Here is a 25,815-nt window from a genome sequence, read left to right as displayed (position 1 = left end):
ACTGTTCTCAGCGCAGGGCCAGCCACACCGCGAGACCGAGCCCGCCGAGCCCCACCGCAATCCGGAGGGGCCCGGCGGGCAGTCGTTTGACCACCGGCGGACCACACCAGCCGCCGGCCAGGCAACCCACCGCCATGGCCAGCGCTGCCCACCAGTGGACCGGGCCGAAGATCATGAACCCGATCGCGGCCACGGTGTTGGCGATGCCGAGAAACAACGATTTCGACAGCGCTGCGCGCCACAGCGGTTCGCTGGTGACCACCAGGAGCAGAGCGAGGATCATGATGCCCGCCCCCGCACCGAAGTACCCGCCGTAGATCCCGATCACGGTGACGCCCAACAGGAACACCGACGGCCGCTCGGCATGGCTGGTGGCCAGGCGTCGAAGTGTCGGCTGCACGAGCAGCGCGAGGGCGGCGATCGCCACCAGGTACGGCACGACCGCCTCGAAAGCACCTGCCGGAGTCACCAACAGCAAGACCGCGCCCACCACACCACCGATCAGCGACGCGATGGCACCGCCGACGAGTTGACGACGATCGCCGTCGAGCAGGGCACGACCGGACTGGGCGGTGCTGCCCACACCGACCGCGACCAAAGCAACAGTGTTGGTCACGTTCGCGGCGATCGGGGTGAGGCCGACCGCCAAGAGCGCCGGATAACTGACCACCGAGGCGAGCCCGGTGATGTAGCCGATCAGGCCGGCGCCGAACCCGGCGACGACCAGCAGCGCGAGATCAGTGAGCGAAATGCCGTGCCCCGGTGAGATACAGCGTCGCCCCGGCGTCGGTCGCCGCCGCGATGACCTCGTTGTCGCGGATCGACCCGCCGGGCTGCACAACCGCATTCACACCGGCGGCCAACAGAACCTGCAATCCGTCGGGGAAGGGGAAGAACGCATCCGACGCCCCAACGCTTCCCTCAGCACGGTCGCCCGCACGTTTGACTGCGAGATGCGCGGAGTCGACGCGATTCACCTGCCCCATTCCCACGCCCACCGACGCGCCGTCCTTGGCCAGCAAGATCGCGTTGGACTTCACCGAACGGCATGCACGCCAAGCAAATTCGAGATCGGCCAGCGTCGCCGCATCGACCGGGTCACCGGCCGCGAGAGTCCAGTTGGCCGGGTTGTCGCCATCGGCGTCGAGGACGTCGCGCTGCTGCACGAGCAGTCCGCCCGACACCGGCTTGGTCTCGAGGCCCCCATCGGTCGGGGCCTGCGCGACGAGGACGCGAATGTTCTTCTTGCGGGTCAACACCGACAGTGCACCGTCGGCGAAGCCCGGGGCGATGATCACCTCGGTGAAGATCTCGGCCACCTGCTCGGCCATCTCGACGGTGATCTCGCGGTTGGCAGCAATCACACCGCCGTAGGCGCTCACCGGATCACACGCGTGCGCCTTGCGGTGCGCCTCGGCGATGTCGGCGCCGACGGCGATGCCACAGGGGTTGGCGTGCTTGATGATCGCGACGGCCGGCGCGTCGAAGTCGTGCGCGCTGCGCCACGCGGCGTCGGAGTCGGTGTAGTTGTTGTAGCTCATCTCCTTGCCGTGCAACTGCTCTGCGGTCGCAAGGCCCCCGCTGCCCGCGTTGTCGATGTAGAGGGCGGCCGCCTGATGCGGGTTCTCGCCATAGCGCAGCACTGCCGATCGCGACCACGTCGCACCCGTCCACTCCGGGAACTCCGGACTCTCCTGCGCCGGCGACACGACGGTGGACATCCACTCCGCAACCGCCACGTCGTAGTCGGCGACGTGACGGAAGGCCTTGGCGGCCAATGCCTGTCGCTGCGCGAGTGTGAAACCGCCCGCGCTCAGCGCGTCGGTGAGCGACGTGTAGTCGGCCGGATCGACGACCACCGCCACCACCGGATGGTTCTTGGCGGCGCTGCGGACCATCGCCGGTCCGCCGATGTCGATCTGTTCGATGCACTCGTCCGGGCCGGCACCGGAGGCAACGGTCTCGGTGAACGGATAGAGGTTGCCGACCAGCAGATCGAAAGCGGTGACACCCAATTCGTCGAGCTGGGTGATGTGCGACTCCTTGCGGAGGTCGGCCAGCAACCCGGCGTGCACCTTGGGGTGCAAGGTCTTCACGCGGCCGTCCAAGCATTCGGGGAACCCGGTCACCTCGGACACCTCGACGACGGGGATGCCGGTCGCGGCAATGGTTTTGGCGGTCGACCCCGTCGAGACGATTTCCACCCCTGCCTCATGCAGCGCGGTCGCCAGCTCCACCAGACCGGTCTTGTCGTAGACGCTGACCAGTGCGCGTCGGATGGGACGGGTGTCGGGATGCTGCGCGTTCACGGAATGTGGGCCTTTCGTCCGTCGATGACTACTCCTCGGGTGACAACGCTCGTCACCACGTCGGCGAGCAGAACACGCTCGACCGATTTTATTCGTTCGTGCAGGGTGTCGACGTCGTCGTCGGGGAGGACGTCGATCACGTGTTGGGCCAGGATGGGTCCGGTGTCGACGCCGTCGTCCACCAGGTGCACGGTCGCGCCGGTCACCTTGACCCCGTAAGCCAATGCGTCGGCAACGCCATGGGCGCCGGGAAACGACGGCAGCAGTGCGGGATGGCTGTTGACCACACGGCCGCCGAAGCGCGCCAGGAATCGCTGACCAAGGATCTTCATGAAGCCCGCGGTCACCACCCACTCGGGAGCCGTGGCGGCGACGGCCTCGGTGAGTGCTTGGTCCCAGGCAGTCCGATCCGCGTGATCGGCGAGGCGGCAACTGATGAGCGGGATCTGGTTCTCGACCGCAATCTGCGCCGCGCGGCAGTCGCGGTCGACGACGATTGCGACGACGTCGAACACACTGCCCGGATCGGCGGTGCGGGCCAGCAACGATTCGAGCAGTGACCCCGTGCCCGACGCCATCACCACGATCGGCACACGCCCGTTCGGTGCTGCGATGGGTCCGGAACTCACGCGTCTGAGCCTAATCGCCGAGGACGGTCGTCTCTGCGCCAGGGTAGGCTGCACACCTCGCCGACAAAAGTAGGGGAGGAAACTTCTTCCCCGACCCTTGGTGTCCTCCCCCAGAAATTTCTGGCGGAAGACTGTGAACCCCGGGGAAGAAGTTCTTCCCCTAGATTTTTCGGCACGGCAACCCCACGTTTGCCCAGGTCAGCGCATGCGCACCGACCTCGCCGGGTCAGGGTCGCTGGTCGGGCGCCGAGTAGAGGTCGTAGGCCTCGTCGTCGTCGAAGTCGTCGTCGGCCAGACGATTCACGGGTGCGTCGGACTCTGGTTCGTCGTCCACATCCTCGACTTCGTCGAAGTCGTCGAAGTCGTCGGATTCGGCGTCCTCGTACTCGGCGTCTTCGTCGTCGTACTCGAATTCGTCGGTCTCCCCGTCGAGTTCCGCGTCGGTGACGATCACGTAGTCGTCGTCGAAACCGTCGTCGTCCCAGTCGGGCAGCGCATCCTCGTCGTCGACGACGCGCGACCGCGCCGCCTTGGTCGACGGCAGCACGCCGTACACCGCGGCCGTCAGCATGCCGACCACCATGATCCAGCCGAGCGTGTACACACATGCCGAGGTGACACTGATTCCGACGTCGCCGAACTCTCCGAGCCGACCACCCGCCATCCACGTCAACACCGCGACCATCGACGCTGCGACCGCCGCGGCGACACCGACCGACCGCACGTTGGCGCGTGGGTCGAGGTCGCGGCACCGCCACGCGACGAATCCGGCGATGGCGAGCGGCACCACAAAGCCGATGAGTCCCGCACGTCCCAGACCGGGCGGATCCGGCAGCGCAGCCAGCACCGGCAGCGGCGGTACCGGACCGCCGTGCACCGCGGACAGACCGAAGGTGGCGGTGCCGACGTGCGCGTCGGAGCCGACGAGCACGGCGAGCGCGCCGACCATCAGGTTGGGCAGGTACATCAGCGACAGCATCGTCAGGCCGACGTAGCCGTCGAATCCGTTGCCGGTCTCGATGAGTTCACCGAGTGTGGAGTGCCGCATCACCAACCGCACGGTGACCAGCAGTCCGGCGACGGCCAGTAGGAGCAGCACTGCCGCGAAGCCCATGCGAATACCGCGTCGGTCGGTGGTCGAGATGCCCCATCGGACGGTCAGGTCGCCGTGGCGCGACCAGACGACACCACCCACGGCACCCGCCACGTGGACGAGCAAGGTGTACACAAAGGCGAGCAAGGGGTTGGGCGATTGGATCGGCAGGACGGTGGTGCCGTCCATGACGACCGCGAGCGACATGGCGGTGATCAGAACGGGCCCGGCCACCGCGGACGCCACCACCGCGAGGAGTTCGGACACGGTGTCGCGCGATCGGGCCGCCGCGGCGGCGAATCTGCCGGTCGCAGCCGCCACGACGATGGTCGGGAGCAGCGGCAGCACCCCGATCGTCACACCGCTGATCGTGACGGGCACCTGGTGAATCGCGAGCCAGCACGACGCGACCGCGGTGCCGAGTCCGGTCAGCCCACTGCCGGCCATCAACAGGACGGTGAGGACCACGACCGCCAGCACGACGAGAGCCGCGGCGGGAACCGCGAACGCCACCAGCACCAGTTCCCGCGCCGATCCTTCGGAGGCCACCCGCTGGGCACGATTGGATCGCCGCAGCCTGCGCAGCTGCGACGCCAGGTTCTCGGTGGTCTGCGTCGGGGAGAAGGTGGGCATCGGTTACGAGCGTCGCACGATCGTCGACGCCCGAGCGACAGACGCGCCGCACCCCTGCTGAGAAGAGCGTGTGATCACACGACGACGCCCCACCCGGAGCGTGTCCAGATGGGGCGGCGGTCGTAGAGGTCAGCTGCTCTGCGGGGGTTCCGGACGCTTGTAGACCGTGGTCGAGTGCTCGTCGCCAGCGGGGCCGGCGGGCTCGGCCGCCGACGCCCCGGCTTCGGATGCCGATGCGCCGGGAGTGGCGCTCGCCTCCCCTGCCGAGTATCCACCGGCCGGCGCTGCCTGCGACTGGCCGTAGGAACCATAGGTGGGCTGGGCGTAGGACGACCCGTAACCGGGGTACGCCGACGGAGAGTAGCCGGGCTGGCCGGTCTGGCCGGCCGTCGAGCCGTACGCGCTGGTCGCCGAATCGGACGGCGCGGGCTGGGCGGCACTCTGCGCCGTGGCGGAGGCGTCGGCCTGACCGGTCGCTGCACCGTACGCGGACGCATCGGCGGTCGGTGCCGCTGTGCCGGTGCCGTACGCGGTTGCGCCGGTCGCGGCAGCAGCCGGTGCAGCGGTCGCACCCGGCGCCACCTTGATGAGTCCGGCCTCGATGACCAGCCAGAAGATGGCGATCAGCGCGATGAGGATCGAGAAGACGATGACGATGATCGCACCGGCACCGGTCTCCGTCTCACCTTCCTTGGTCGCGATCTGAAAGACGCTGATGAACGACGCAGCCAAGGCCAGGGCAACCACCAGCGGCGCCGGCCGGAAGTCGAGCTTGGGCACCAGCGCCAGCAGCGCGAGGAAACCTGCGGTCACGATCAGCGCATACGGCACGACGAAGTAGGTCTCCCAGACCTTCGACGACACGTCGACGTATTCGCTCGAGTAGCTGCTACCGGTGGCGAAACCGCAGAACAGCACCACCAGGCCGAACAGACCGATGGTCCCGGCCACGATGAGCGGCGTGATGGCCGGCAGTCCCTGGCTCGGCGGACGCTGGGCGTAGCCGTAACCCTGCTGACCGTAGGCCTGCTGCCCATAGCTCTGCGGGTCGTAGCCTTGCTGTCCATAGGACTGCGGGTCATAGGACTGCTGGCCGTAACCCTGCTGCCCGTAGGACTGCGCACCCGACTGATCGGCGGCACCCGACTGCCCTGTGGCCTGCGGATATCCCGCCGCAGCGCTCTGCTGTCCATAGTCTTGACCGGTCGCGGGCTGCTGCCCGTACCCCCCGGGTTGATAGGTCATGAGTTCGCTCCTGCTCACAGATAGCTTGTAACCGTCGTTGCACACGCTACCGGTGGTGCACCTCGACGCGACACGGCCGTCCGTCACCAGTGGTGTCACCAGCTGTGTTCGCGACCTCGTTCGGCGTACCAGTCGATCAGGGAGTAGTCGTCAACGGCCTTCGGGTCGACGTTCACCTCGTCGTGACCGGCCAGGATCGCGGTGACCGGAACTTCCAGCTTCTTACCGGTACGCGTATGCGGGATGCCCGGTGCCTCGATCACCTCGTCGGGCACATGCCGCGGCGACAGCCGACGGCGGATCTCGGCCGCGATCCGACCGCGCAGCGCATCGTCGAGCGTCGCGCCCGGCACCAGGGTGACGAACAGCGGCATCCAATACGTGCCGCCCTCGCCGTCGACACCGAGGACAAACGCCTCGGCGATCTCGTCGAGCCCTTCGACCACCTCGTAGATGTCGGCCGAACCCATCCGAATGCCCTGCCGGTTGAGCGTCGCATCGCTGCGGCCGTGGATGACGAGAGAACCGCGGTCGGTGAGGGTCACCCAGTCGCCGTGCCGCCACACCGGACCGTCCGGGCCCGACCCTTCCCATACGTGCTCGAAATAGGCTGAGCGATAGCGTGATCCGTCGTCGTCGCGCCAGAATCCCACGGGCATCGACGGCATCGGGGCGGTCACCACCATCTCGCCGACCTCACCGACGCGCGTCGTTGCGTCCGGGGCCCAACTCTCCAGCGCCACACCGAGATAACGCACCGACAACTCGCCGGCGACCACCGGTTCGCCCACCGAGCCGCCCGCGAAAGCGGTGACCACGTCGGTGCCGCCACTGATCGACGAGATCGGCAGACCCGCCTTGACGTTCTCGTCGACCCAGGTGAACAGATCACCCGCCAACGACGACCCGGTGCTGCCGAGTGCGCGCAATGCGGACAGATCATGGTCGCGCCCGGGCACCAGACCGGCCTTGCGCGACGCCTGCAGCTGGCCGGGGCTGGTTCCGAAGTAGGTGACCTTTTCGTCGGCGACGATCTGCCACAGTCGGTCGGCATCTGGGTAGAGCGGAGATCCGCTGTAACACACGATCTTCGATCCGACGAGCAGTCCCGCGATCTGGAAGTTCCACATCATCCAACTCAGCGCGGTCTGCCACAGGAACACGTCGTCGGCCCCGAGTCCACCGTGCAGCCCAGCGGCCTTCAGGTGTTCGACGACGACACCGCCGTGTCCGTGCACGATGCCTTTCGGCCGGCCGGTGGTGCCGGAGCTGAACAACACCCACAACGGGTGGTCGAAGGCCACTTTCACCGGTTGGAGGGTCGTCGGATCTCCTGCTGCCACCGCGTCGCGGTAGTCGAGCACGTCCGCATCATCCCCGCCACCCCCGACGACGATCCGCGCACGAAGCTCGGGCAGCAACGATGCGAGTTCCGCACTGTCGGCGGCCTTGTCGATGTCTTTACCGTTGTAGCGGTAGCCGTCCGCGGTGAAGAGCACCTTCGGTTCGAGTTGCCCCAGACGCCCGGCCGCACCCACCGGCGCGTAGTCCTGACCGCAGCCCGACCAGATGGCGCCGAGACTCGCGGTCGCCAGGAAGGCGACCACCGCCTCCGGAATGTGTGGCAGATAGGCTGCGACCACGTCGCCCTCTCCGACGCCGAGATCACGGAGGGTCGCGGCGAGCCCTGCGACCGCCGAACCCAGCTCGGCCCAAGAGATCTCGGAGCGGGCACCGGTCTCGTCGATCCCGACGATCGCCGCACCCGGCAGGCCCGAATGCCGCAGGATCTGATCCACATAGTTGAGGCGGATGTCGGGAAACCAACGGGCTCCGGGCATCTCGGAATTCGCCAGCACCGCGTCGGCGCCCTCGGCAAGCGGTTTCTCGGCGATGACGTCGAGATCGTAGAACTGCCACAGCGAGCGCCAGAACTCCGCGGGCTGATCGACCGACCACTGCCACAACGCCTCGTATGTGTCGCCTACGTCGATGCCGTTGTCGCGCAGATGGGTTCGGAACTCGTCCATGTCCGATGAGCTCACAGATCTTGCCCGAGCATTTCGATCGCCTCTTCACGCATCGCGACCTTGCGCACCTTGCCGGTGACGGTCATCGGGAATTCCTTCACCACGTGGACATAACGCGGGATCTTGTGACGCGCGATCTTGCCGTCGGCGAAGTCGCGCACGTCGTCGGCGGTGAGATCGGTGGCCGGTTCACGCAGGCGTACCCACGCCATCAGTTCTTCGCCGTACTTGTCGTCGGGAACTCCGATCACCTGGGCGTCGAGGATGTCGGGGTGGGTGTAGAGGAACTCCTCGATCTCGCGCGGGTAGATGTTCTCACCGCCGCGAATCACCATGTCCTTGATCCGCCCGGTGATGGCGGCATACCCATTGCGCGCCATCACCGCCAGATCACCCGTGTGCATCCACCCCTCGGAATCAATTGCCTCCGCAGTCTTCTCCGGGTTGTTCCAGTAGCCCTGCATGACGCTGTAACCACGGGTGCAGAACTCTCCGGTCTCGCCCCGATCCAGGGTCTCGCCGGTGACGGGATCGATCACCTTGATCTCCAGGTGCGGACCGACGCGTCCGACCGTCGTCACCCGCAATTCCAGCGGATCGTCGACGCGGGTCTGCGTGGACACCGGCGACGTCTCGGTCATGCCGTAACAGATCGACACCTCCGACATGTTCATCCGGTCGATCACCTGCCGCATCACATGTTCCGGGCACGGCGAACCGGCCATGATGCCGGTCCGCAGACTGGACAGATCGAACTCGGCGCCCGAATCGAGCAGCGCCAGTTCGGCGATGAACATCGTCGGCACGCCGTAGAGACTCGTGCACTTGTAGTCGGCGACGGCCCGCAGCGTGGCCTCCGGATCGAAGGCCGGTGCCGGAATCACCATCGCCGCACCGTGACTGGTGGCCGCGAGGTTGCCCATCACCATGCCGAAGCAGTGGTAGAACGGCACCGGGATGCAGATCCGGTCGGCGTCGGTGTAGTTCAGCAGCTCACCCACCAGGTACCCGTTGTTGCTGATGTTGCGGTGAGTGAGGGTGGCACCCTTGGGGAATCCCGTTGTGCCCGAGGTGTACTGGATGTTGATCGGGTCGTCGGGCGACAGCGAAGCAGCGATCTCCGCCACCCGGGCCAGTTCGTCCTCGCTCGGTTCCGCGATGAGTTCCTCCCAGCGCGCCGACTCGAACAGCACCACCTCACGAAGATCGGGACATTTCGCCCGAGCCTCGTCGAGCATGGTCGCATACGCCGAATCCTTGAACCGTTCGGCAGCGATCACCACGCTGATCTCCGACTGGGCCAGTGCGTACTCGACCTCGGTCTGGCGATACGCCGGATTGATGTTGACCAGGATCGCGCCGATCTCTGCCGTCGCGTATTGGGTGAACACCCACTCGTATCGGTTGGGCGCCCACACGCCCACCCGATCGCCGACTCCGACACCCATGCGCAGCAAACCCGCCGCAAGAGCGCGCACGCCGTGGCGGAATTCGCGGTAGGTCCACCGGAGATCCGCCGCCGCGTCGATCAGCGCGAGGTTGTCCGGATGTGCCTCGACGGTGCGAGCGAGTGTGGCACCGATGGTCTCGGTGAGCAGCGCGGGTGTGTCTTCACCTCGCGCGTAAGCCTTTTCGGTCATGGTTGTGCTCCGGTTCTCCCCGACTCACTCGTCGTTGTTCGAAACTTCTTTGGCGGCAGCCACTCTGGTGAGCACCATCTCGGCCTGACGCAACACCGGACCGTCGATCATCTGGCCTTCGAGGCTGAAGACCCCACCACCGCGCGCAGTCGATTCGTCGACCACGCGTTGGGCCCAGGTGACCTCGTCGCCCGCGGGTCGATAGCCGTCACGGATGTAGGGAACCTGGGATGGGTGGATGCAGGCAGTGGCGCTGTACCCGAGGGCCACCGCATCCCGCACCTCGTCGATGAGCCCCTCGGTGTCGTTGATGTCCAGGTGGACCGAGTCGACGGCGAATTTCCCGTGCGCCGCCGCCGCGATCCGGGTCGACGAACGAACCCAGCGGGCGACGTCTCGGTACTGGCCGGGGTGCTTCTCGTCGGGCCCGAATCGACTCGACTTACCGCCCAGCCCGGCGACCAGATCCTCGGCTCCCCACATCAATCCGACGCAGTTCACCACTTCGGCGATCTCGTGGGCGCGGGTCGCCCCCAGCGGTGTCTCGATCAACGCGATGGTCTGCAGCGCGGTGTCGACGATCGACGCAATGTCCTCGGCCTTGGCCTGCATGACAACGCGATAGTTGGTCTCGGCCACCGCGGCCAGGTCACGCCGATAGTCGCCGGTGCCGGCCGGGTTGATGCGCACGATGGTGCGGTCCGGGTCGATGGGATTGGCGATGAGCGCCTCCCGCGCGGCCGCACGACGATCCGGTGCCACCGCATCCTCGAGATCGAGAATCACCACGTCGGCCCGTTCGAGCGCCTTCGCGTAACGATCGGGGCGGTCGGCCGGACAAAACAGCAACGCGGGCCCGGGCGGCAACCACGGGTTCGCCAGTTGTCGATTCGTGAAGTTCATCGTCATTGCGTCGGCCTTTTCCGCACCAGCGTGGCCCGCTGCGCCCGCGCGACGACCTCGCCGTGCTGATTGCGTCCTATGTGCGTCAAGTTCACCACGCCCTCCCCGGGTCGCGAACGCGATTCGCGCTTAGAGGTGCATTCGGTCTCGGCGTAGAGCGTGTCACCTGCAAAGAGAGGCGCGGGAAAGGCCACCTCGGAGAAGCCCAGGTTGGCCACCAGCGTGCCCTGGGTCAGCTGCGACACCGACAGCCCGACGATCGTCGACAAGGTGAACATCGAGTTGATCAGACGCTGCCCGCCGAAGCCGGGCTGCTGCGCCGACCACGCCGCGTCGAGGTGCAAGGCCTGGGTGTTCATCGTCAGCGTCGTGAACAGCACATTGTCGGCCTCGGTGACGGTCCGTCCGGGGCGATGCTCGTAGATGGTGCTCTCGGTGAACTCCTCGAACCAGAGCCCACGCTGCACGACGCGCTGCGGCTCGCTCAGCGGCAATCCCACGTCGCTTCGCTCGCTCAGCGGCAATCCCACGTCGCTTCGCTCGCTCAGCGGCAATCCCACGTCGCTTCGCTCGCTCATGCGAATCCCAACTCCCGCGCGATCAGCATGAGTTGCACTTCGGTGGTGCCCTCGCCGACTTCCAGGATCTTGGAATCGCGGTAGTGCCGTGCGACCGGATACTCGTTCATGAAGCCGTAGCCGCCGTGGATCTGGGTCGCCATGCGGGCGTTGTCCATCGCTGCCTCACTGGCGATCATCTTGGCGATCGACGCCTCCTTCTTGAAGGGCTTGCCCGCCAGCATCTTCGCCGCCGCGTCGTAGTAGGCCGTGCGAGCCACGTGCGCGCGGGCCTCCATGCGCGCGATCGCGAACGAAACCGACTGGTACTGGCCGATCGGCTTGCCGAAGGACTGACGTTGCCTGGCGTACTTCACGCTTTCGTCGACGCAGCCCTGCGCCGCCCCGGTGGCCAACGCCGCGATCGCGATGCGCCCCTCGTCGAGGATCGACAGGAAGTTGGCGTAGCCGCGGCCCTGAGTGCCCAGCAGATTCTCCTTGGGCACACGCACATCGGAAAAACTCAGCGGGTGTGTGTCGGACGCATTCCAGCCCACCTTGTTGTAGGCGGGCTCGGCCACAAACCCCTCGGTGCCAGACGGCACGATGATCGTGGAGATCTCCTTGCGGCCGTTCTCGCGAGTGCCGGTGACCGCGGTGACGGTCACGAGCGAGGTGACGTCGGTCCCGGAGTTGGTGATGAACTGCTTGGCGCCGTTGATGATCCACGAGTCGCCGTCGTCCTTGGCGGTGGTGGCGGTCGCCCCGGCGTCGGAACCGGCGCCCGGTTCGGTGAGGCCGAAGCCCGCCAACGCCCGACCTGCGGTGAGATCGGGCAGATAGGTCTGCTTCTGCTCCTCGGTTCCGAAGCGGTAGATCGGCATGGCGCCGAGACTCACACCCGCTTCCAGGGTGATGGCGACCGACTGGTCCACCTTCCCGAGTTCTTCCAGCGCCAGGGCGAGAGCGAAGTAGTCGCCGCCCATGCCGCCGTACTCTTCGTCGAACGGCAGTCCGAACAGGCCCATCTGGCCCATCTGCGCGACCACCTCGTACGGAAAGCTGTGTTCGGCATCGTGTTTGGCCGCAACCGGCGCGACCACCGATTGCGCGAAGTCGCGCACGGTCGCGATGAGGTCGGTGTATTCCTGCGTCAGTTCCATCAGTTCTCCTCGGGAGCAGCGTTATCGGCGGCTTCTGTCTGAATCTGTGCGAGCACCTGCCCGGCGGACACCTTGTCGCCGACTTTGACCGTCAACGACACGGAACCGTCCACCGCGGCGGTGAGCGAGTGCTCCATCTTCATCGCTTCCACGACGACGACCGGGCTGCCCTGGCTGACGGTCTCGCCGTCGGTAACCGGAACGGCCACCACCGTTCCGGGCATGGGGCTGACGATCTCGCCGGCGTTGTCGTCGGCCGCCTCGTCGAGGATGGGGCGTGCCACCTCGAGTTGCCACGTGCCGTGCGGGCCGGCCACCCACCACGTGTCGCCGATGAGCGCCGACGACCACGACTGGCTGATCCCGTCGACGATCAAGCGTCCGGTCTCGGGCAGGTAGCCGACCGCAGCGCTCCACTCTGCAGCACTACTCGGCGCCGGCGTCTCGCCTTCTGTGGTCACCGTCGCCATTCCGGTGAGCGTGCGATGGCCGGTCTCGTCGACCCGGATCGAAACGGTGAAATGTTCTCCGCCACTGACCAATCGCATGGTCACCGGCGCCTTACCGCCGACCCGCCAACCCACGGCGGACTCCCACACGTCACTGCGATCACGAACTCCGATACGCGCCATGCCTGCCAGAGCGAGTGCTTCCGGGACGGGTGCCGGAGCCCGGTAGTCCACGACGAGTCGGTCGAGGAGTTCGGTGTCGAGGTCGGCATCGATCACGGCCTGCTGAGCCAAGACGTGGCGGCAGAAGTCGATGTTGGTGACCACGCCCAGCACCCGGGTGTGGGCGAGCGCGTGGTCGAGGCGTTCGAGTGCTTCTTCGCGGTCGGCACCATGCGCGATGACCTTGGCCAGCATGGGATCGTAGTCACTGCCCACGACCAGACCCGGAAGCATCGCGGAGTCCACTCGGATTCCGTTGCCCGGCAGGCTGTCCGGCTCGACGAGGAAGTCGATGCGTCCGCCCGTGGGCAGAAAGCCGTTCGCCGGATCCTCGGCATACACGCGAGCCTCGATGGCGTGACCGCGCAACACGACGTCGTCCTGGGTGAGGGCGAGCACCTCGCCACGCGCGACCCGAATCTGCTGCTCCACCAGGTCGACGCCGGTCACCAGCTCGGTCACCGGATGCTCGACCTGCAGACGGGTGTTCATCTCCATGAAGAAGAACTGGTCGGGGCGGTGCGCCGAGACGATGAACTCGACCGTGCCGGCCCCGGTGTAGCCGACGCTGCGGGCGGCGTCGCACGCCGCGTCCCCGATTCGCGCGCGGGTGGCCTCGTCGAGCAGCGCCGACGGCGCCTCCTCGATGACCTTCTGATGTCGGCGTTGCAGTGAGCATTCGCGTTCGCCGAGGTGGATGACGTTGCCGTGGGTATCGGCGAGCACCTGCACCTCGATGTGGCGTGGGGTGTCCACGAAGTGTTCGAGGAACAGGGTGTCGTCACCGAAGGCCGACGACGCCTCCCGACGGGCGCGCGTCAGCGCATCGGGCAACCCGGCCGCGTCCTCGACACGGTGCATACCCTTGCCACCGCCGCCCGCGCTGGGCTTGATCAGCACCGGGAACCCGATGTCGGGGGCCGCCGAGATCAAGTCGTCGTCGGAGAGCCCGGGACGCGAGATACCGGGCACCACGGGCACATTCCGCTCGGTGACGGCGGCGCGAGCGGTGATCTTGTCACCCATCGTCGCGATCGCCTGGGCAGGCGGGCCGATGAAGACGATGCCCGCCTCGGCGAGCGCGGCCGCGAATTTCTGGTTCTCCGAAAGGAATCCGTATCCGGGGTGCACTGCGTCGGCACCGGTCTGCCGCGCCGCGTCGACCACCTTGGCGATGTCGAGATAGCTCTGGGTGGCGGCGGCGGGTCCGATGTGCACGGCAACATCGGCCTCGCGAACGTGACGTGCGTTCGCGTCGGCGTCGGAGTAGATCGCGATGCTTCGGATCCCCAAACGCCGCAGGGTGTCGATGACTCGGCATGCGATTTCGCCTCGGTTGGCGACGAGCACACTGCGAATGGGCCTGATCGTGTCGGTCATGTCATCACATCCGGAAGACGCCGTAGTTGGCATCTGCTAGGGGCGCGTATCGGCAAGTCTCCAAGGCCAATCCGAGCATGGTTCGGGTGTCCGCGGGATCGATGATCCCATCGTCCCACAGTCGGGCGGTGGAATAGTAGGCATCGGACTGCCGCTCGAACTGTTCGCGGATGGGCGATTTGAAGGCCTCCTCCTCGTGGCTGGCCCACTCCTGTCCCGACCGCTCGATCTGATTGCGACGCACCGTCGCCAGGGTGTCGGCGGCTTGCGGGCCGCCCATCACCGAGATGCGGGCGTTGGGCCACATCCACAGGAAGCGGGGCGAATACGCGCGACCACACATGGAATAGTTGCCGGCTCCGAAGGAGCCGCCCACCATGACGGTGAGTTTGGGCACCCGGGCGCAGGCAACCGCGTTGACCATCTTGGCCCCGTTCTTGGCGATGCCGCCCTCCTCGTAGGCGCGTCCGACCATGAAACCGGTGATGTTCTGCAGGAATACCAGCGGAATCCGACGCTGATCGCACAACTCGATGAAATGCGCTCCCTTGAGCGCGGATTCACTGAACAACACCCCATTGTTGGCGACAAAGCCGACGGGATGGCCGTGCACATGAGCGAAAGCGGTGACCAGCGTGGTTCCGTAGTTCTCCTTGAACTCGCTGAATTCACCTGCGTCGCTGATGATCCGGATGACCTCGCGGACGTCGTACGGAGTGCGCGGGTCGGTGGGCACCACGTCGTAGAGGTTGGTCTGAGGCGCCAGCGGTTCGCGCGGCGCGACCGTGTCCCACTGCGGCGCGGCGCGCGGCCCGAGGGTGGCCACGATGTCGCGGACCTTGGCGAGGGCCTGCTGATCGTTGTCGACGAGGTGGTCGGTGACACCGGAGACCGACGAGTGCATGGCACCACCACCGAGTTCTTCGGCGGTCACGTCCTCGCCGGTGGCCGCTTTCACCAGGGGTGGGCCGGCCAAGAAGATCGTGCCCTGGTTGCGGACGATCACCGTTTCGTCGCTCATCGCCGGGACGTAGGCGCCGCCCGCGGTCGACGACCCGAGCACCGCAGAGATCTGCGGGATGCCCGCGGCGCTCATGGTCGCCTGGTTGTAGAAGATGCGTCCGAAGTGCTCGCGATCGGGGAACACCTCGTCCTGCTGCAGCAGCATCGCGCCGCCGGAGTCGACGAGGTAGATGCACGGCAGCCGATTGGCCGCCGCGATCTCCTGCGCCCGCAGGTGCTTCTTGACGGTGACCGGGTAGTAGGTGCCGCCGGAGACCGTCGCGTCGTTGGCGACGATCATGCATTCCCGGCCGGCCACGCGTCCGACGCCGGCGATCACACCCGCGGCGGGCGCCTTGTCGTCGTACATCCCCCAGGCGGCGAGCGGCCCGACCTCGATGAACGGTGACCCGACGTCGAGCAGGCCGTCGACGCGATCGCGAGGCAGCAGCTTTCCGCGCGATTCGTGACGGGCACGCGCTTTCTCGCCTCCGCCGGCGGCGACGGTCGTCAGCCGTTGACGCAGCACGTCGAGGTTCTGCTCGTGCGCGGTTCGGAACCCCTCGACCGTTGTGGTCATCATTGACCTTTCAGTTACTGGTCATTAACTGAATAGGACGGTACACGACTTCGCCGTCGATGTCAGCCACCTGCCGAAAGTCGAGTACGAGGCTCTCCGACAGCGATCAGTATGATTTTTCGTCCGGAATCCGAACCAAAATCCATACTGATCAGACAACCCTTTCGACGACGTCCGAATCAGTCTTCCTCAGTGCGCTCCGAGGGCACTATGACCTCGGGGGCACGTCACGGCGACCACTTCAGACAGCCGACTCCCAGCGCCGGCCGGTCAGTCCGCCGGAGCCCACGCCAGCCCGTCGGATATCGGTACCCAGCGGGAAGAGGGCCGTGGAGCGCGACGAGGCGACGATGATCCACGAAAAATAGGGGAAGAAACTCGTCCCCTATCCCTGGAGTCCTCCCCGCGAATTTTCTCGCGGGCGACTCAACAAGCAGGGGCAGAAAGTAGGGGAAGAACCTTCCCCTACTTTCAGTGGCCCGGTGGCTCGCTGACGTGGCCCGTTCGCCTGCCCTTCGAACACCTCAGGGAGCGGTGGGGGGTGGCGGACGCTTACGCGCAGGTCAGAGCGTTAGTCACCGAACTCTGCGGATCAGCACACTCGACCAAGCGTGACGCGGGTCACTTCCGTCTCGTACATTGGTGGGGAACCCGCCACCCCTGGGTTCCGTACAACCACGTCGCCCGACGCCACACCCCGGCCAACGGCGACCGACACAATGAAGGCCAGGTAACCCCATGACCCTCGCAGACGACCGCGCGCGCAAACTCGTATCAGCCCAGGTAGAGCAGCGTGCAGACGGCAGCGACGGCTTCTCGCTCGACGATCGCTACACCCGCGACTCGGGCACCATCTTCCTCACCGGCATCCAGGCACTGGTGCGCATGGTCCGCGACCGGGCCCGCGTCGACCGCCGCCAAGACCTACGAACCGCATCCTTCATCTCCGGCTACGAGGGCTCACCGCTCGCGGGCTACGACCTCGAGATCGCGCGTCGTCGTGAGTACCTCGATCCGTACGACATCGTCCACCGTCCCGGGCTCAACGAGGAGCTCGCAGCGACGTCGGTGATGGGGTCGCAGTTGGCCGCGCAGGTGGGATCGCTCGCGGACAACCGCGATGGCGTCGTCGGTTACTGGTACGGGAAGGCTCCCGGGCTCGACCGGGCGACCGACGCACTCCGGCACGCCAACCTCATCGGCACCCATCCCGACGGCGGCGCCGTGGCCCTCGTCGGTGACGATCCGGGCGCCAAGAGTTCGACGGTCCCCTGCGCGTCGGAGATGGCGCTGGCCGATCTGTACATGCCGATCCTCTACCCCGCCGACTCGCAGGACATCCTCGACCTCGGCGTGCACGCCGCGATGATGAGCCGGGTCAGCGGCCTGTGGACGTCGATGAAGATCTCGGCGCATGTCGCCGACGGCGCCGCCACCGCAGACGTCGATCCGGCACGCATCACCCCGGTGTACGGCAATCTCGGGCGTAGTCCGCACGTCCCCAGCGGGCGCCTCCTGGGCGCGAATCTGATGGAGCTCGAACAGAATCAGCTCACCACCCGGCTGCCACGGGCCCTGGAGTACGCGCGTCTCAACGGCATCAACCGTGTGGTCGTGTCCAGCCCGGACGATCGGATCGGCATCGTGGCGGCCGGCAAGACCTATCTCGACCTTCGAGAAGCGTTGCGTCTCATGGATATCACCGACGACGATCTCCACCGCCTGGGCATCCGCATCCTCAAGCTCGGCATGGTGTACCCGATCGAACGCGAGATCCTCGATCGTTTCATGTTCGGCACCGCCCGCGGCGACCTCGACGAGGTGATCGTCATCGAGGAGAAGCGCGACTTCATCGAAACGATGATGCGCGACATCCTGTTCCGGCATCCTCGGGCACCCCGCATCGTCGGCAAGGTCAACGAGGACGGGTCGACACTGTTCTCCCGCTTCGGTGAACTCGACGTCGATTCCGTCACGCGCGGTCTCGCCGGACGCCTTGCGCGGCACGGGGTCGACGCCGCGCAGGCATGGCTCGACCGTAAGGCGGCCCGCGGTACTCGCATCGAACTGCCGCTGGCGGTGCGGACCCCGTACTTCTGCTCCGGGTGTCCGCACAACAGCTCCACCAAGGTGTCGCCCGACACCTTGGTGGGCGCCGGAATCGGTTGTCACGCAATGGTGTTGCTGATGGATCCGCGGCAGGTCGGCGATGTCGCCGGTGTCACGCAGATGGGCGGCGAGGGCGCGCAATGGCTGGGCATGGCACCGTTCGTGACCGCCGACCATTTCGTTCAGAACGTCGGCGACGGAACTTTCATGCATTCCGGTTCGCTCGCGCTGCGAGCGGCGGTTGCGTCCGGCGAGAACGTGACCTACAAACTCCTCTACAACGGAACGGTCGCGATGACCGGCGGTCAAGACCCGGTCGGCGCGATGAGCCTCCCACGCCTCACGTCGTTGCTGATCGACGAGGGGGTCAAACGCGTCGTCGTGACCTCCGACGATCCGCATCGGACACGTTCACTGCGGCTACCGTCGACGGTCGAGGTACGCCACCGCGACGAGATGCTGGACGTCCAAACCGAATTGGCCGCTGTTCCCGGCGTCACCGTGTTGATCCACGATCAGCATTGCGCAGCGGAGAAGCGCCGTAAGCGCAAGCGGGGCACGATGGAAACCCCGAAGACGCGGGTGATGATCAACGAGCGAATCTGCGAGGGATGCGGCGACTGCGGCGAGAAGTCGAATTGCCTGTCGGTCCATCCGGTGTCGACGGAGTTCGGGCGCAAGACACGCATCGATCAGAGCTCGTGCAACCTCGATCTCTCGTGCCTGAAAGGCGACTGCCCGTCGTTTGTCACCGTCACTCCCGGAACCAAGCGGCAACCGGTTCGGGCGCAGGACATTCCGGCGTCGGATGTTCCGACACCGATGTTGCGTGCAATGCGGGACACCTTCTCGTTGCGCGTGACCGGCATCGGCGGAACCGGTGTGGTGACGGTGTCGCAGGTGCTCGCGACGGCGGCCGTGCTCGACGGTCGGTGGGCGAGAACCGTGGACATGACCGGTCTCGCCCAAAAGGGCGGTGCGGTGGTCAGCGACGTCAAGGTGTCGTCACATCCGGCCGAGCAGGCCGCGAAGGTGGCCTCCGACGACTGCGACCTCTACCTGGTTTGCGACCCGCTGGTCGGCACCGACCCGGTCAACCTGAAGGTGGCCGCGGCCGAGAAGACGGTCGCGGTGGTCTCGACGACGCAGATCCCGACGGGACTCATGGTCATCGACACGACCGTCGGTTTTCCCGCAGCCGCACAAGTGCATTCGGCCATCGACTCGCGGGTCGCGCGGGCCGTCTACCTGGATTCCGGCGCCGTCTCGACCGCCCTGTTCGGCGACGAGCAGTACGCGAACATGCTGATGGTCGGGGCTGCGTATCAGACCGGGGCGCTGTCGATCTCGGCCGAGTCGATCGAACGCGCGATCGAACTCAACGGTGTTGCGGTGTCGGCGAACACGCAGGCGTTCCGACGTGGCCGCCAGGTGGTCGCCGACCCCGATGCGGTGACCGCGGTCCTCGACGCGCTGCACGGCCGCGACGATGCTGGTACCGAGCCTGGTGACGCTGCACGGCGTGCCGTCGATGCGGTCGGCATCACCGGCGACCTCGCGCGGACTGTCGCGATCCGGTACGACGAACTCACCGCCTACGCCAACGAGCGTTATGCCCGTGAATATCTCGACGTGGTCCGGCGAGTGCACACCGAGGCCGGTGACGCCGGCCTGACCGATGCGATTGCCCGCAACCTGTACAAGTTGATGGCCTACAAGGACGAGTACGAGGTGGCGCGCCTGACCGCTGACCCGGACTTCGCGTCACAGGTCGCCGAGCAGTTCGGGGACGACGCCAAGGTCGCGGTTCGGCTGCATCCGCCGACGCTGCGTGCGCTCGGGAAGAAGGAGAAGATGTCGCTGGGCGCGTGGAGCACGCGCCCGATGTCGGGGTTGGCCCGGATGAAGCGGTTGCGAGGCACCGCGCTGGACCCGTTCGGCCGCACCGAGATCCGACGGACCGAGCGCGCACTCATCGTCGAATACCGGGAGCTCGTCGAGTCGATGCTCGCTGCGATCGACTCCGGCAGGATCGACGCGGAGCGGTTGGTCGCTGTCGCCGACCTGCCCGACATGGTCCGCGGCTACGAGAACATCAAGATGCGCAACGTCGAGCAGTATCATCGCGAGTTGTCGCGCATGCGAGGTGAATTGGGTATCTGACGGTCGAGTGGAGACCGACAAAGCCCCCTCCGCCGGCTGAGGTGCGAGCTTGCGAGCCTCGAAGCCCTTGGCGAGGTGACATCGATGTCTCACCAGGCCTTCGAGGCTCCTCGCTAGCGCTCGTCGCACCTCAGGCGGCGGTAAGGTCGCGGCGCGAGGAGCGCGGCGCGGCGCGGCATGAGGATCAGGAGGTATTGGCGTGCAGCCGCGCGAGCACCGTCTGTCCGTCGTCGCCGACGATCGCCGCGGCGCGGTAGCCCACTGTCGCTGCATGATCGGCGACGGCGTCGAACTGAGCGTGGTTGATCTCGATCAGCACCACGCCGGTTGGTGTGAGCCACTCGACGGATTCGCGGACGAGGTCGCGAACATGCTGCAGCCCATCGGGTCCGGCGAGCAGGGCGCCGTGCGGTTCGTGGTCGCGAGCCTCGTGTGGGAGTGTGTCGATTGCCGAATCCGGCACGTAGGGCGGCACAGCGGCGATCACGTCGATGCGGCCGCGTAACGCTTCGGGCAGACCCGCGAGTCCAGTACCACGGTGAACCGCGGCCGGGTCTTCCAGATTTCGCGTCGCGTACGACAAAGCAACCGCGTCCACGTCGGTGGCATGCACCACCGCGTCGTCGGCTCGACGCCGCACCGTCGTCGCAATCGGGGCGACCCCGCAGTACGGCTCGAGCATCGTCGGCCTCGTCCGTTCGCGCACCTCGGCAAGTGCAGCGTGCGCCAGCAACAGCGAACGCTGTCGTGGCACAAAGACTCCCGGTCCGACGGCCAAACGCAGATCGCCGAAGCCCACCCACCCGAGGATCTGCTCGAGGGGTTCACCGGCGACGCGTCGTGCGCACCAAGAGGCGAGCTGATCGGAATCCACCGCGTCGTCGCGCAGCAACTCCGCCTCGTCCTCCGCGAAGACACTCCCTGCAGCACGCAGCGCGCGGACCAACGGATCGGAATCCGATGGGCCGCGCGCTGATTCGGTCAAGGGATGGTCAGGCAGGCTTGGGGTCGTCCTTCTTCAGTCCAAAGAGGAACGCGGCACCCAACAGCAGCGCGACCTGTAAGAAGCCGAAGATCAGGGCGACGATGGCACCCGCGCCCAACTCGACGACCGGCGGCACCACGAGCGCGGCTGCGAACAGGGCCAGCCAGCCTGCCGTCGCGATCACGGCGAGGAACGGCAAGGCTTTTCGGTACTTCGGCACGAGGACGAGAGTCGTGGCGACCGCGACCGCGCCGAGCAGGATCAGGAACTTGCCCGGGTTGAGCACGATCTCATAGGAGAAGAAGCCGGGTACGCCCCGGTCCCCGTTGGCCAGGTCTTCACTCCATTTGTCTGCCTCGTCTTCCACCCCGCTCGCCACGCTGATCCAGGACACGAACCCCATGAAGTAGGTGACGAGGCCGGCCACCACCGACGCCAGGGCGAGCAGGAGTGAGATGTCGGGACGCGGACCGGGCGCCATCGGCGGTTGACCCCACGCGCCGTATGGGGCGTTGGGGCCGTACGGCTGGTTGGGGTTGTGCTGGGGATCGTAGGGGTTGCCCCACGCACCCTGCGCCGGGATCTGTCCACTGGCCGGCCCCTGAGGCGTCCCGGGCACGTTGGCGCCGACGAACGATGTGGGATCCGAGCTCCCAGGAAATGCTCCGGATGGCGGCCCCGTCGGCCCTGCACCTTGTTGCTGCCCTGCCGGATGGTTCGGATCACCTGGATTCACGCTGTTCTCCTCGTCGAACGCCGGCCTTGGTGCGGCGATGGCGCAAGACTATAGGCATGCGAGGCCGAACTCGTAGCCCTGCGCGGCAAGTTCATCCAAGCGGATTCGCCACATTCACCTGTAGTGCGGCGGTCGCCATGGCGGTCAGCAGTGCACGCAACTGATGCTCCGGGAAGTCGGGCAATCGTGGCGACGAGTTGAGCAAGCCGAACATCGCGTGCACACGCACGCGCGCCTCGTCGCGGTCGAGAGTCCTGCCGCGCTCGGCGGCGTCGGCCAGCACCACGTCCACCCACTGTTCGACGTACCGCCGCTGCAACGACCGGACCCGATGGTTGGCGGCCGGCGTGAGCGACGACAGATCCCGATCCTGCACGACGATCAGGTCGGGCTTGGTGACCAGGACATCGATGTGGAAACCGATCAGGTCGAGCAGGGTGTCGGCAGGCGCGCCGCCGCGCGCCACCACCTCGGCGCCGCCGTCGTGCAAACGCTCGCTGATGTCGACGAGCATCTCGTCGAGCAAGTCGGTCTTCGACGTGAAGTGGCGGTACATGGCGGGACCGCTCACGCCAACCGCACGTCCGATGTCCTCGAGACGCACCGACGAGAAGCCGCGCTCGGCCATCTGCCGGGCCGCTGCCTCGAGAAGTTCGGTGCGGCGGGCTGCCTTGGCCTGTTCACGACGCGTCTGACGTGGCGCCGACTCGGCATCTGCGCTCGGCATCGGGCGTACTCACCAACCGTTGACGTGCAGCACCTTGTCGAGCGGTTTGCGCGGTGCCGGTTTGAAATCGGTTCCCTTGGTGTACGCCACCGGCAGCAGCACGCCCTGGTGAACCGTCGGCGGAATCCCGAGCAACTCGGCGATTTCCTTCTCGTACTCGATGTGCAACGTGGTCCACGCCGAACCCAGACCCCGCGCACGCAGCGCCAACGACAGGCTCCACGCACCGGGAAGCAGCGAACCCCATACTCCGGCCTGGTTGCCCGTGGGCAGCTCACCACCCGTGTAGATCGCCCCGATCACCAGTACCGGGACGTCACCCATCACGTCGGCCAGGTATTGGGCACTCGACGCCACGCGTTTACCGGTCTCATCACGCGGCGCCTGGTTGGCGTAGTACGTCGCGAAGGACTTCGCGTACAGCTCGGCGACCCGCTTCTTGAGGTCCGCATCGGTGAGGACGATCCAATGCCAGGTCTGGCTGTTGGACCCGGTCGGCGCCTGCAAGGCCACCTCGATCGCCTCTTCGACGAGCTCGAGGGGAACGGGCCGCTCCAGGTCGAGGCGCTTGCGGACCGACCGTGTGGTGGTCAGCAGCTGGTCGGGGTCCAGGGGCAACAGTTCCGTCATGGCACTCCTTTGGTCTCCCTCGGCACCCTACTCTTGCGACCCGACCGCACCCGTGTGAGCTCAGGTCAGCGAACCGCCGACATGGTGGTGTGGATCTGTAGCAATAGGAAGCGCTGGGCGCCATCAATTGCTACAAAGTCGCGTAAGGCAGAGGTCATTTCCCGACGACACCGGCGCGTTCGAGGTAGCCCAGCAACCCATGCGTGAGTCGCGCGGTGCGCAGCTCTTCCGGCGTGAACCACCCGACGTCGGCCGCGTCGTCGCCTGCCCGCAACGTGCCCGACCGTACCGACGCGAAATGATCGTGGATCTCGAACACGATGGCCTCCGCGGCGTCGCCCCGGCGGTACGGGATGTCGACCAGCCACGCCCGATCGCCGACGTCGACGACGAGCCCGGTCTCCTCGAGGACCTCTCGCTCGACGGCCGCGACGATGCTCTCGCCGGGCTCGACCTTCCCGCCGGGAAGACTCCAGCGCCCGGCCTGAGGATCGTTGCGGCGCAACACCAGCAGCAGGCGACCCGCGTCGTCGACGATCACTGCGCCGGCTGCCGGTACTCGCCGCCCCTCGTCCACTCCCCTACGGTAGACCCATGTCCGACACCTACACCGTCAGCCGCGCCACCACCATCGACGCGTCGGCCGACGCCGTCTATGAACGCATCGTGGATCTCCATCGCTGGACCGAATGGTCACCCTGGGAGGGGCTCGACCCCGAGTTGCACCGCGACTACTCCGGCGCCGGCAGTGGCGTCGGAGCACGGTACGCGTGGTCGGGAAATCGCAAGGCGGGCAAGGGCGAGATGGAGATCCTGCGCGCCGACGAGCCAGGCCGTGTCGACATCAAGGTGGTGTTCCAGAAGCCGATGAAGTCCACGAGCACAAGCGTTTTCGAACTCACGCCAGAGGGCGATCGGACGGGCGTCACCTGGACGATGACCGGCCCGCATTCGTTGTTCAGTCGCGTCGCGGCCCCGCTCGGGTTCTTCGACAAGCTCCTCGGCAAGGACTTCGAGAAGGGACTCGCGAAACTCAAAGCGGTCAGCGAGAACTGACGTACAGACCGTATCGGCCGTTGGGGTGAAGGCACTCTTGCACCTCCACGTCATCCGATCGAACGGTCGCTCACGCCCATCCGTGCCTGGTAGTGTCCGAGATTCCCGTTGTGCCCGCCCAGTGGATCGAATCGACCATGTCCCCGTCTCCTACCGACCTCGCAGGCACCACGTTGGGGCAGTATCGGCTCGAGGAGCTGCTCGGTCGAGGCGGGATGGGCGAGGTATACCGCGCAACAGATACCCGTCGACGTCGCACCGTCGCGCTCAAACTGCTCAATCGCTCCGTCAGCGACGACCCGTCCGCTCGGGACCGGTTCATCCGCGAGTCCCACGTCGCTGCGTCACTCAATGACCCGCACATCATCCCCATCCACGATTGGGGTTCGATCGACGGGCAACTCTTCATCGACATGCGACTCGTGACGGGCCGCGATCTGGGACAGGTGATCGCCGACGACGGCCCACTCGAACCCCATCGCGCCGTGCACATCGTCGAGCAGATCGGCGGCGCGCTCGATGCGGCGCATCAGGCCGGCCTGACCCACCGGGACGTCAAGCCGGACAACATCATCGTCGATCGACATGACTTCGCGTACCTCGTCGATTTCGGCCTGGCCATGGCCGAGGCGGACACTCGTTTCACGCAGGCCGGGTGTGTGATCGGGTCGTTTCGCTACATGGCTCCGGAACGGTTCACCGACGACGCCGCCGGGCCCGCCGCCGATATCTACGCATTGACCGGCGTCCTGTACGAGTGCCTTTCTGGTCAGGCACCTTTCGCGACGTCGACGAACCCGGAGCAGATCATCTCCGCCCACCTTCAGCGGCTCCCGGCACCACTGAACTCACCACTGGATGCGGTGATCCGGCGAGGCATGGCGAAGGATCCGCGGGAAAGGTATCCCGATTCGGCTGCGCTGGTGGCCGACGCCCGGCGCGCGTTGACCCGGTCACCGGCAGCGGAAGCCCCGACCAGAATCGCCACCACCGAATTCGTTCCCGCCCCAGTGGCACACACGGTCCGTGCGCCGATCGCGCCGATGCCGACGCCGCCCCCACGAAGAAGGTCGAATACGTCGATCTACATCCTGATCGGCCTGATCGCGCTTCTCGTGGTCGCTCTACTCGGCCTCGGTGGTTGGTTCCTCGCGACCGGTTCGTCCGACGACACGTCGGGTGATGAGGCGGCGGCCGCGTCGCTCACCACGCCGTCGCTCATCCCGACGCAATCGACCACAGTGTCACAACCGCCGCCACCACCCCTGACCACCACGCCGACATCGGCGCCCCTCCCGGCGGGCGGGCGACCCGTCTGGCGGACGTCGATGGGCAATGCCGTGGTGATCCTGTACCTGTCTCCGTCGGGATACAACTGGCTCGAGGTCGCCACTCCGGGCGGCATGGACGGCAGCGCCCGCATCTGGTCGCAGGCCTCCGGATGGAAATCCTCACCCACCTATTCGGCTGCGCCGCAACAGTTCTTCACACCGGCGGTATACGCGCCGGCCCGCACGTGCATTCGGATCATCGTCACCTACGACGGCGCCACGCTGAACCGGCAGATCTGCTGA

Annotated in this window: 20 protein-coding genes; 3 read left to right on the top strand and 17 right to left on the bottom strand. The window is 66.5% G+C overall.

The features are described from left to right. Positions 1–7 precede the first annotated feature (7 nt). The 12 genes from MKW15_RS04390 to MKW15_RS04335 all read right to left on the bottom strand — a co-directional run bounded on the left by MKW15_RS04390 (position 8) and on the right by MKW15_RS04335 (position 15,835). Complete coding sequence (locus MKW15_RS04390) at positions 8–751, bottom strand: sulfite exporter TauE/SafE family protein (protein ID WP_240856532.1); 744 nt, start codon at positions 749–751, stop codon at positions 8–10. Continuing rightward, entirely contained in the window at positions 738–2,309 is a 1,572-nt protein-coding gene (purH, locus tag MKW15_RS04385; RefSeq protein ID WP_240856360.1) for a bifunctional phosphoribosylaminoimidazolecarboxamide formyltransferase/IMP cyclohydrolase, read from the bottom strand. The genes MKW15_RS04390 and purH overlap by 14 nt, the downstream gene beginning before the upstream one ends. Next, complete coding sequence (gene purN / locus MKW15_RS04380) at positions 2,306–2,887, bottom strand: phosphoribosylglycinamide formyltransferase (protein WP_240856531.1); 582 nt, start codon at positions 2,885–2,887, stop codon at positions 2,306–2,308. Before purN ends, purH begins: the two co-directional genes overlap by 4 nt. A gap of 277 nt (positions 2,888–3,164) precedes the next feature. Beyond that, positions 3,165–4,664 (bottom strand): cell division protein PerM, encoded by a 1,500-nt coding sequence (locus MKW15_RS04375; protein ID WP_240856359.1) that lies wholly within the window; start codon positions 4,662–4,664, stop codon positions 3,165–3,167. Between the two features lie 129 nt (positions 4,665–4,793). Further along, positions 4,794–5,909, bottom strand: coding sequence for a DUF5336 domain-containing protein (locus tag MKW15_RS04370; protein ID WP_240856358.1), 1,116 nt, complete (start codon positions 5,907–5,909; stop codon positions 4,794–4,796). 95 nt (positions 5,910–6,004) lie between these two features. Then, positions 6,005–7,939 (bottom strand): acetoacetate--CoA ligase, encoded by a 1,935-nt coding sequence (locus MKW15_RS04365; RefSeq protein WP_240856357.1) that lies wholly within the window; start codon positions 7,937–7,939, stop codon positions 6,005–6,007. An 11-nt stretch (positions 7,940–7,950) separates the two neighbouring features. Then, positions 7,951–9,579: an AMP-binding protein gene (locus tag MKW15_RS04360; RefSeq protein ID WP_240856356.1), complete on the bottom strand. Its 1,629-nt coding sequence runs from the start codon at positions 9,577–9,579 to the stop codon at positions 7,951–7,953. A 24-nt stretch (positions 9,580–9,603) separates the two neighbouring features. Further along, on the bottom strand, positions 9,604–10,482 hold the full coding sequence (locus tag MKW15_RS04355; protein WP_240856355.1) for an HpcH/HpaI aldolase/citrate lyase family protein: 879 nt from the start codon (positions 10,480–10,482) through the stop codon (positions 9,604–9,606). A gap of 2 nt (positions 10,483–10,484) precedes the next feature. Further along, a complete protein-coding gene (locus tag MKW15_RS04350) occupies positions 10,485–10,970 on the bottom strand; it encodes a MaoC family dehydratase (protein ID WP_240856530.1) in 486 nt (161 codons plus the stop codon). 86 nt (positions 10,971–11,056) lie between these two features. Beyond that, a complete protein-coding gene (locus MKW15_RS04345) occupies positions 11,057–12,202 on the bottom strand; it encodes an acyl-CoA dehydrogenase family protein (protein WP_240856354.1) in 1,146 nt (381 codons plus the stop codon). Then, positions 12,202–14,253: an acetyl-CoA carboxylase biotin carboxylase subunit gene (locus tag MKW15_RS04340; protein WP_240856353.1), complete on the bottom strand. Its 2,052-nt coding sequence runs from the start codon at positions 14,251–14,253 to the stop codon at positions 12,202–12,204. The genes MKW15_RS04345 and MKW15_RS04340 overlap by 1 nt, the downstream gene beginning before the upstream one ends. A gap of 4 nt (positions 14,254–14,257) precedes the next feature. Beyond that, positions 14,258–15,835, bottom strand: coding sequence for a carboxyl transferase domain-containing protein (locus MKW15_RS04335; RefSeq protein WP_240856352.1), 1,578 nt, complete (start codon positions 15,833–15,835; stop codon positions 14,258–14,260). A 738-nt stretch (positions 15,836–16,573) separates the two neighbouring features. On the opposite strand from MKW15_RS04335, the gene MKW15_RS04330 reads away from it, so the two are divergent. After that, on the top strand, positions 16,574–20,107 hold the full coding sequence (locus tag MKW15_RS04330; protein ID WP_240856351.1) for an indolepyruvate ferredoxin oxidoreductase family protein: 3,534 nt from the start codon (positions 16,574–16,576) through the stop codon (positions 20,105–20,107). 184 nt (positions 20,108–20,291) lie between these two features. On the opposite strand, the gene MKW15_RS04325 is transcribed toward MKW15_RS04330, so the two are convergent. The 5 genes from MKW15_RS04325 to MKW15_RS04305 all read right to left on the bottom strand — a co-directional run bounded on the left by MKW15_RS04325 (position 20,292) and on the right by MKW15_RS04305 (position 23,762). Beyond that, a complete protein-coding gene (locus MKW15_RS04325; protein ID WP_240856350.1) occupies positions 20,292–21,092 on the bottom strand; it encodes a N5-glutamine methyltransferase family protein in 801 nt (266 codons plus the stop codon). A 7-nt stretch (positions 21,093–21,099) separates the two neighbouring features. Next, on the bottom strand, positions 21,100–21,711 hold the full coding sequence (locus MKW15_RS04320) for a DUF5336 domain-containing protein (protein ID WP_374246141.1): 612 nt from the start codon (positions 21,709–21,711) through the stop codon (positions 21,100–21,102). Positions 21,712–21,919: 208 nt separating this feature from the next. Further along, positions 21,920–22,555, bottom strand: a complete 636-nt coding sequence (locus MKW15_RS04315) for a TetR/AcrR family transcriptional regulator (RefSeq protein WP_240856348.1) — start codon at positions 22,553–22,555, stop codon at positions 21,920–21,922. Between the two features lie 9 nt (positions 22,556–22,564). Beyond that, a complete protein-coding gene (locus MKW15_RS04310) occupies positions 22,565–23,185 on the bottom strand; it encodes a nitroreductase family protein (RefSeq protein WP_240856347.1) in 621 nt (206 codons plus the stop codon). A gap of 154 nt (positions 23,186–23,339) precedes the next feature. After that, on the bottom strand, positions 23,340–23,762 hold the full coding sequence (locus MKW15_RS04305) for an NUDIX hydrolase (protein ID WP_240856346.1): 423 nt from the start codon (positions 23,760–23,762) through the stop codon (positions 23,340–23,342). Between the two features lie 17 nt (positions 23,763–23,779). Here MKW15_RS04305 and MKW15_RS04300 point away from each other — a divergent pair, with 17 nt between their 5' ends. After that, the gene (locus MKW15_RS04300) at positions 23,780–24,241 is read left to right on the top strand and encodes an SRPBCC family protein (RefSeq protein ID WP_240856345.1); all 462 of its coding nucleotides are present in this window, start codon (positions 23,780–23,782) and stop codon (positions 24,239–24,241) included. 137 nt (positions 24,242–24,378) lie between these two features. Then, on the top strand, positions 24,379–25,815 hold the full coding sequence (locus MKW15_RS04295) for a serine/threonine-protein kinase (protein ID WP_240856344.1): 1,437 nt from the start codon (positions 24,379–24,381) through the stop codon (positions 25,813–25,815).

Origin of the sequence: Gordonia gummivorans (genome assembly GCF_022513585.1) — a bacterium.
Classification (GTDB): domain Bacteria; phylum Actinomycetota; class Actinomycetes; order Mycobacteriales; family Mycobacteriaceae; genus Gordonia.
Note: the sequence above shows the minus strand (reverse complement) of the source record. Positions and strands in the feature narration are given on the sequence as shown.

What these genes read in the sequence shown, in the direction of transcription:
- MKW15_RS04295 (WP_240856344.1), top strand. Translation starts at nt 24,379, where the DNA reads ATGTCCCCGTCTCCTACCGACCTCGCAGGCACCACGTTGGGGCAGTAT.
- MKW15_RS04300 (WP_240856345.1), top strand. Translation starts at nt 23,780, where the DNA reads ATGTCCGACACCTACACCGTCAGCCGCGCCACCACCATCGACGCGTCG.
- MKW15_RS04360 (WP_240856356.1), bottom strand. Translation starts at nt 9,579, where the DNA reads ATGACCGAAAAGGCTTACGCGCGAGGTGAAGACACACCCGCGCTGCTC.
- MKW15_RS04355 (WP_240856355.1), bottom strand. Translation starts at nt 10,482, where the DNA reads ATGAACTTCACGAATCGACAACTGGCGAACCCGTGGTTGCCGCCCGGG.
- MKW15_RS04370 (WP_240856358.1), bottom strand. Translation starts at nt 5,909, where the DNA reads ATGACCTATCAACCCGGGGGGTACGGGCAGCAGCCCGCGACCGGTCAA.
- MKW15_RS04345 (WP_240856354.1), bottom strand. Translation starts at nt 12,202, where the DNA reads ATGGAACTGACGCAGGAATACACCGACCTCATCGCGACCGTGCGCGAC.
- MKW15_RS04335 (WP_240856352.1), bottom strand. Translation starts at nt 15,835, where the DNA reads ATGACCACAACGGTCGAGGGGTTCCGAACCGCGCACGAGCAGAACCTC.
- purN (WP_240856531.1), bottom strand. Translation starts at nt 2,887, where the DNA reads ATGGCGTCGGGCACGGGGTCACTGCTCGAATCGTTGCTGGCCCGCACC.
- MKW15_RS04330 (WP_240856351.1), top strand. Translation starts at nt 16,574, where the DNA reads ATGACCCTCGCAGACGACCGCGCGCGCAAACTCGTATCAGCCCAGGTA.
- MKW15_RS04315 (WP_240856348.1), bottom strand. Translation starts at nt 22,555, where the DNA reads ATGCCGAGCGCAGATGCCGAGTCGGCGCCACGTCAGACGCGTCGTGAA.
- MKW15_RS04340 (WP_240856353.1), bottom strand. Translation starts at nt 14,253, where the DNA reads ATGACCGACACGATCAGGCCCATTCGCAGTGTGCTCGTCGCCAACCGA.
- MKW15_RS04310 (WP_240856347.1), bottom strand. Translation starts at nt 23,185, where the DNA reads ATGACGGAACTGTTGCCCCTGGACCCCGACCAGCTGCTGACCACCACA.
- MKW15_RS04365 (WP_240856357.1), bottom strand. Translation starts at nt 7,939, where the DNA reads ATGGACGAGTTCCGAACCCATCTGCGCGACAACGGCATCGACGTAGGC.
- MKW15_RS04375 (WP_240856359.1), bottom strand. Translation starts at nt 4,664, where the DNA reads ATGCCCACCTTCTCCCCGACGCAGACCACCGAGAACCTGGCGTCGCAG.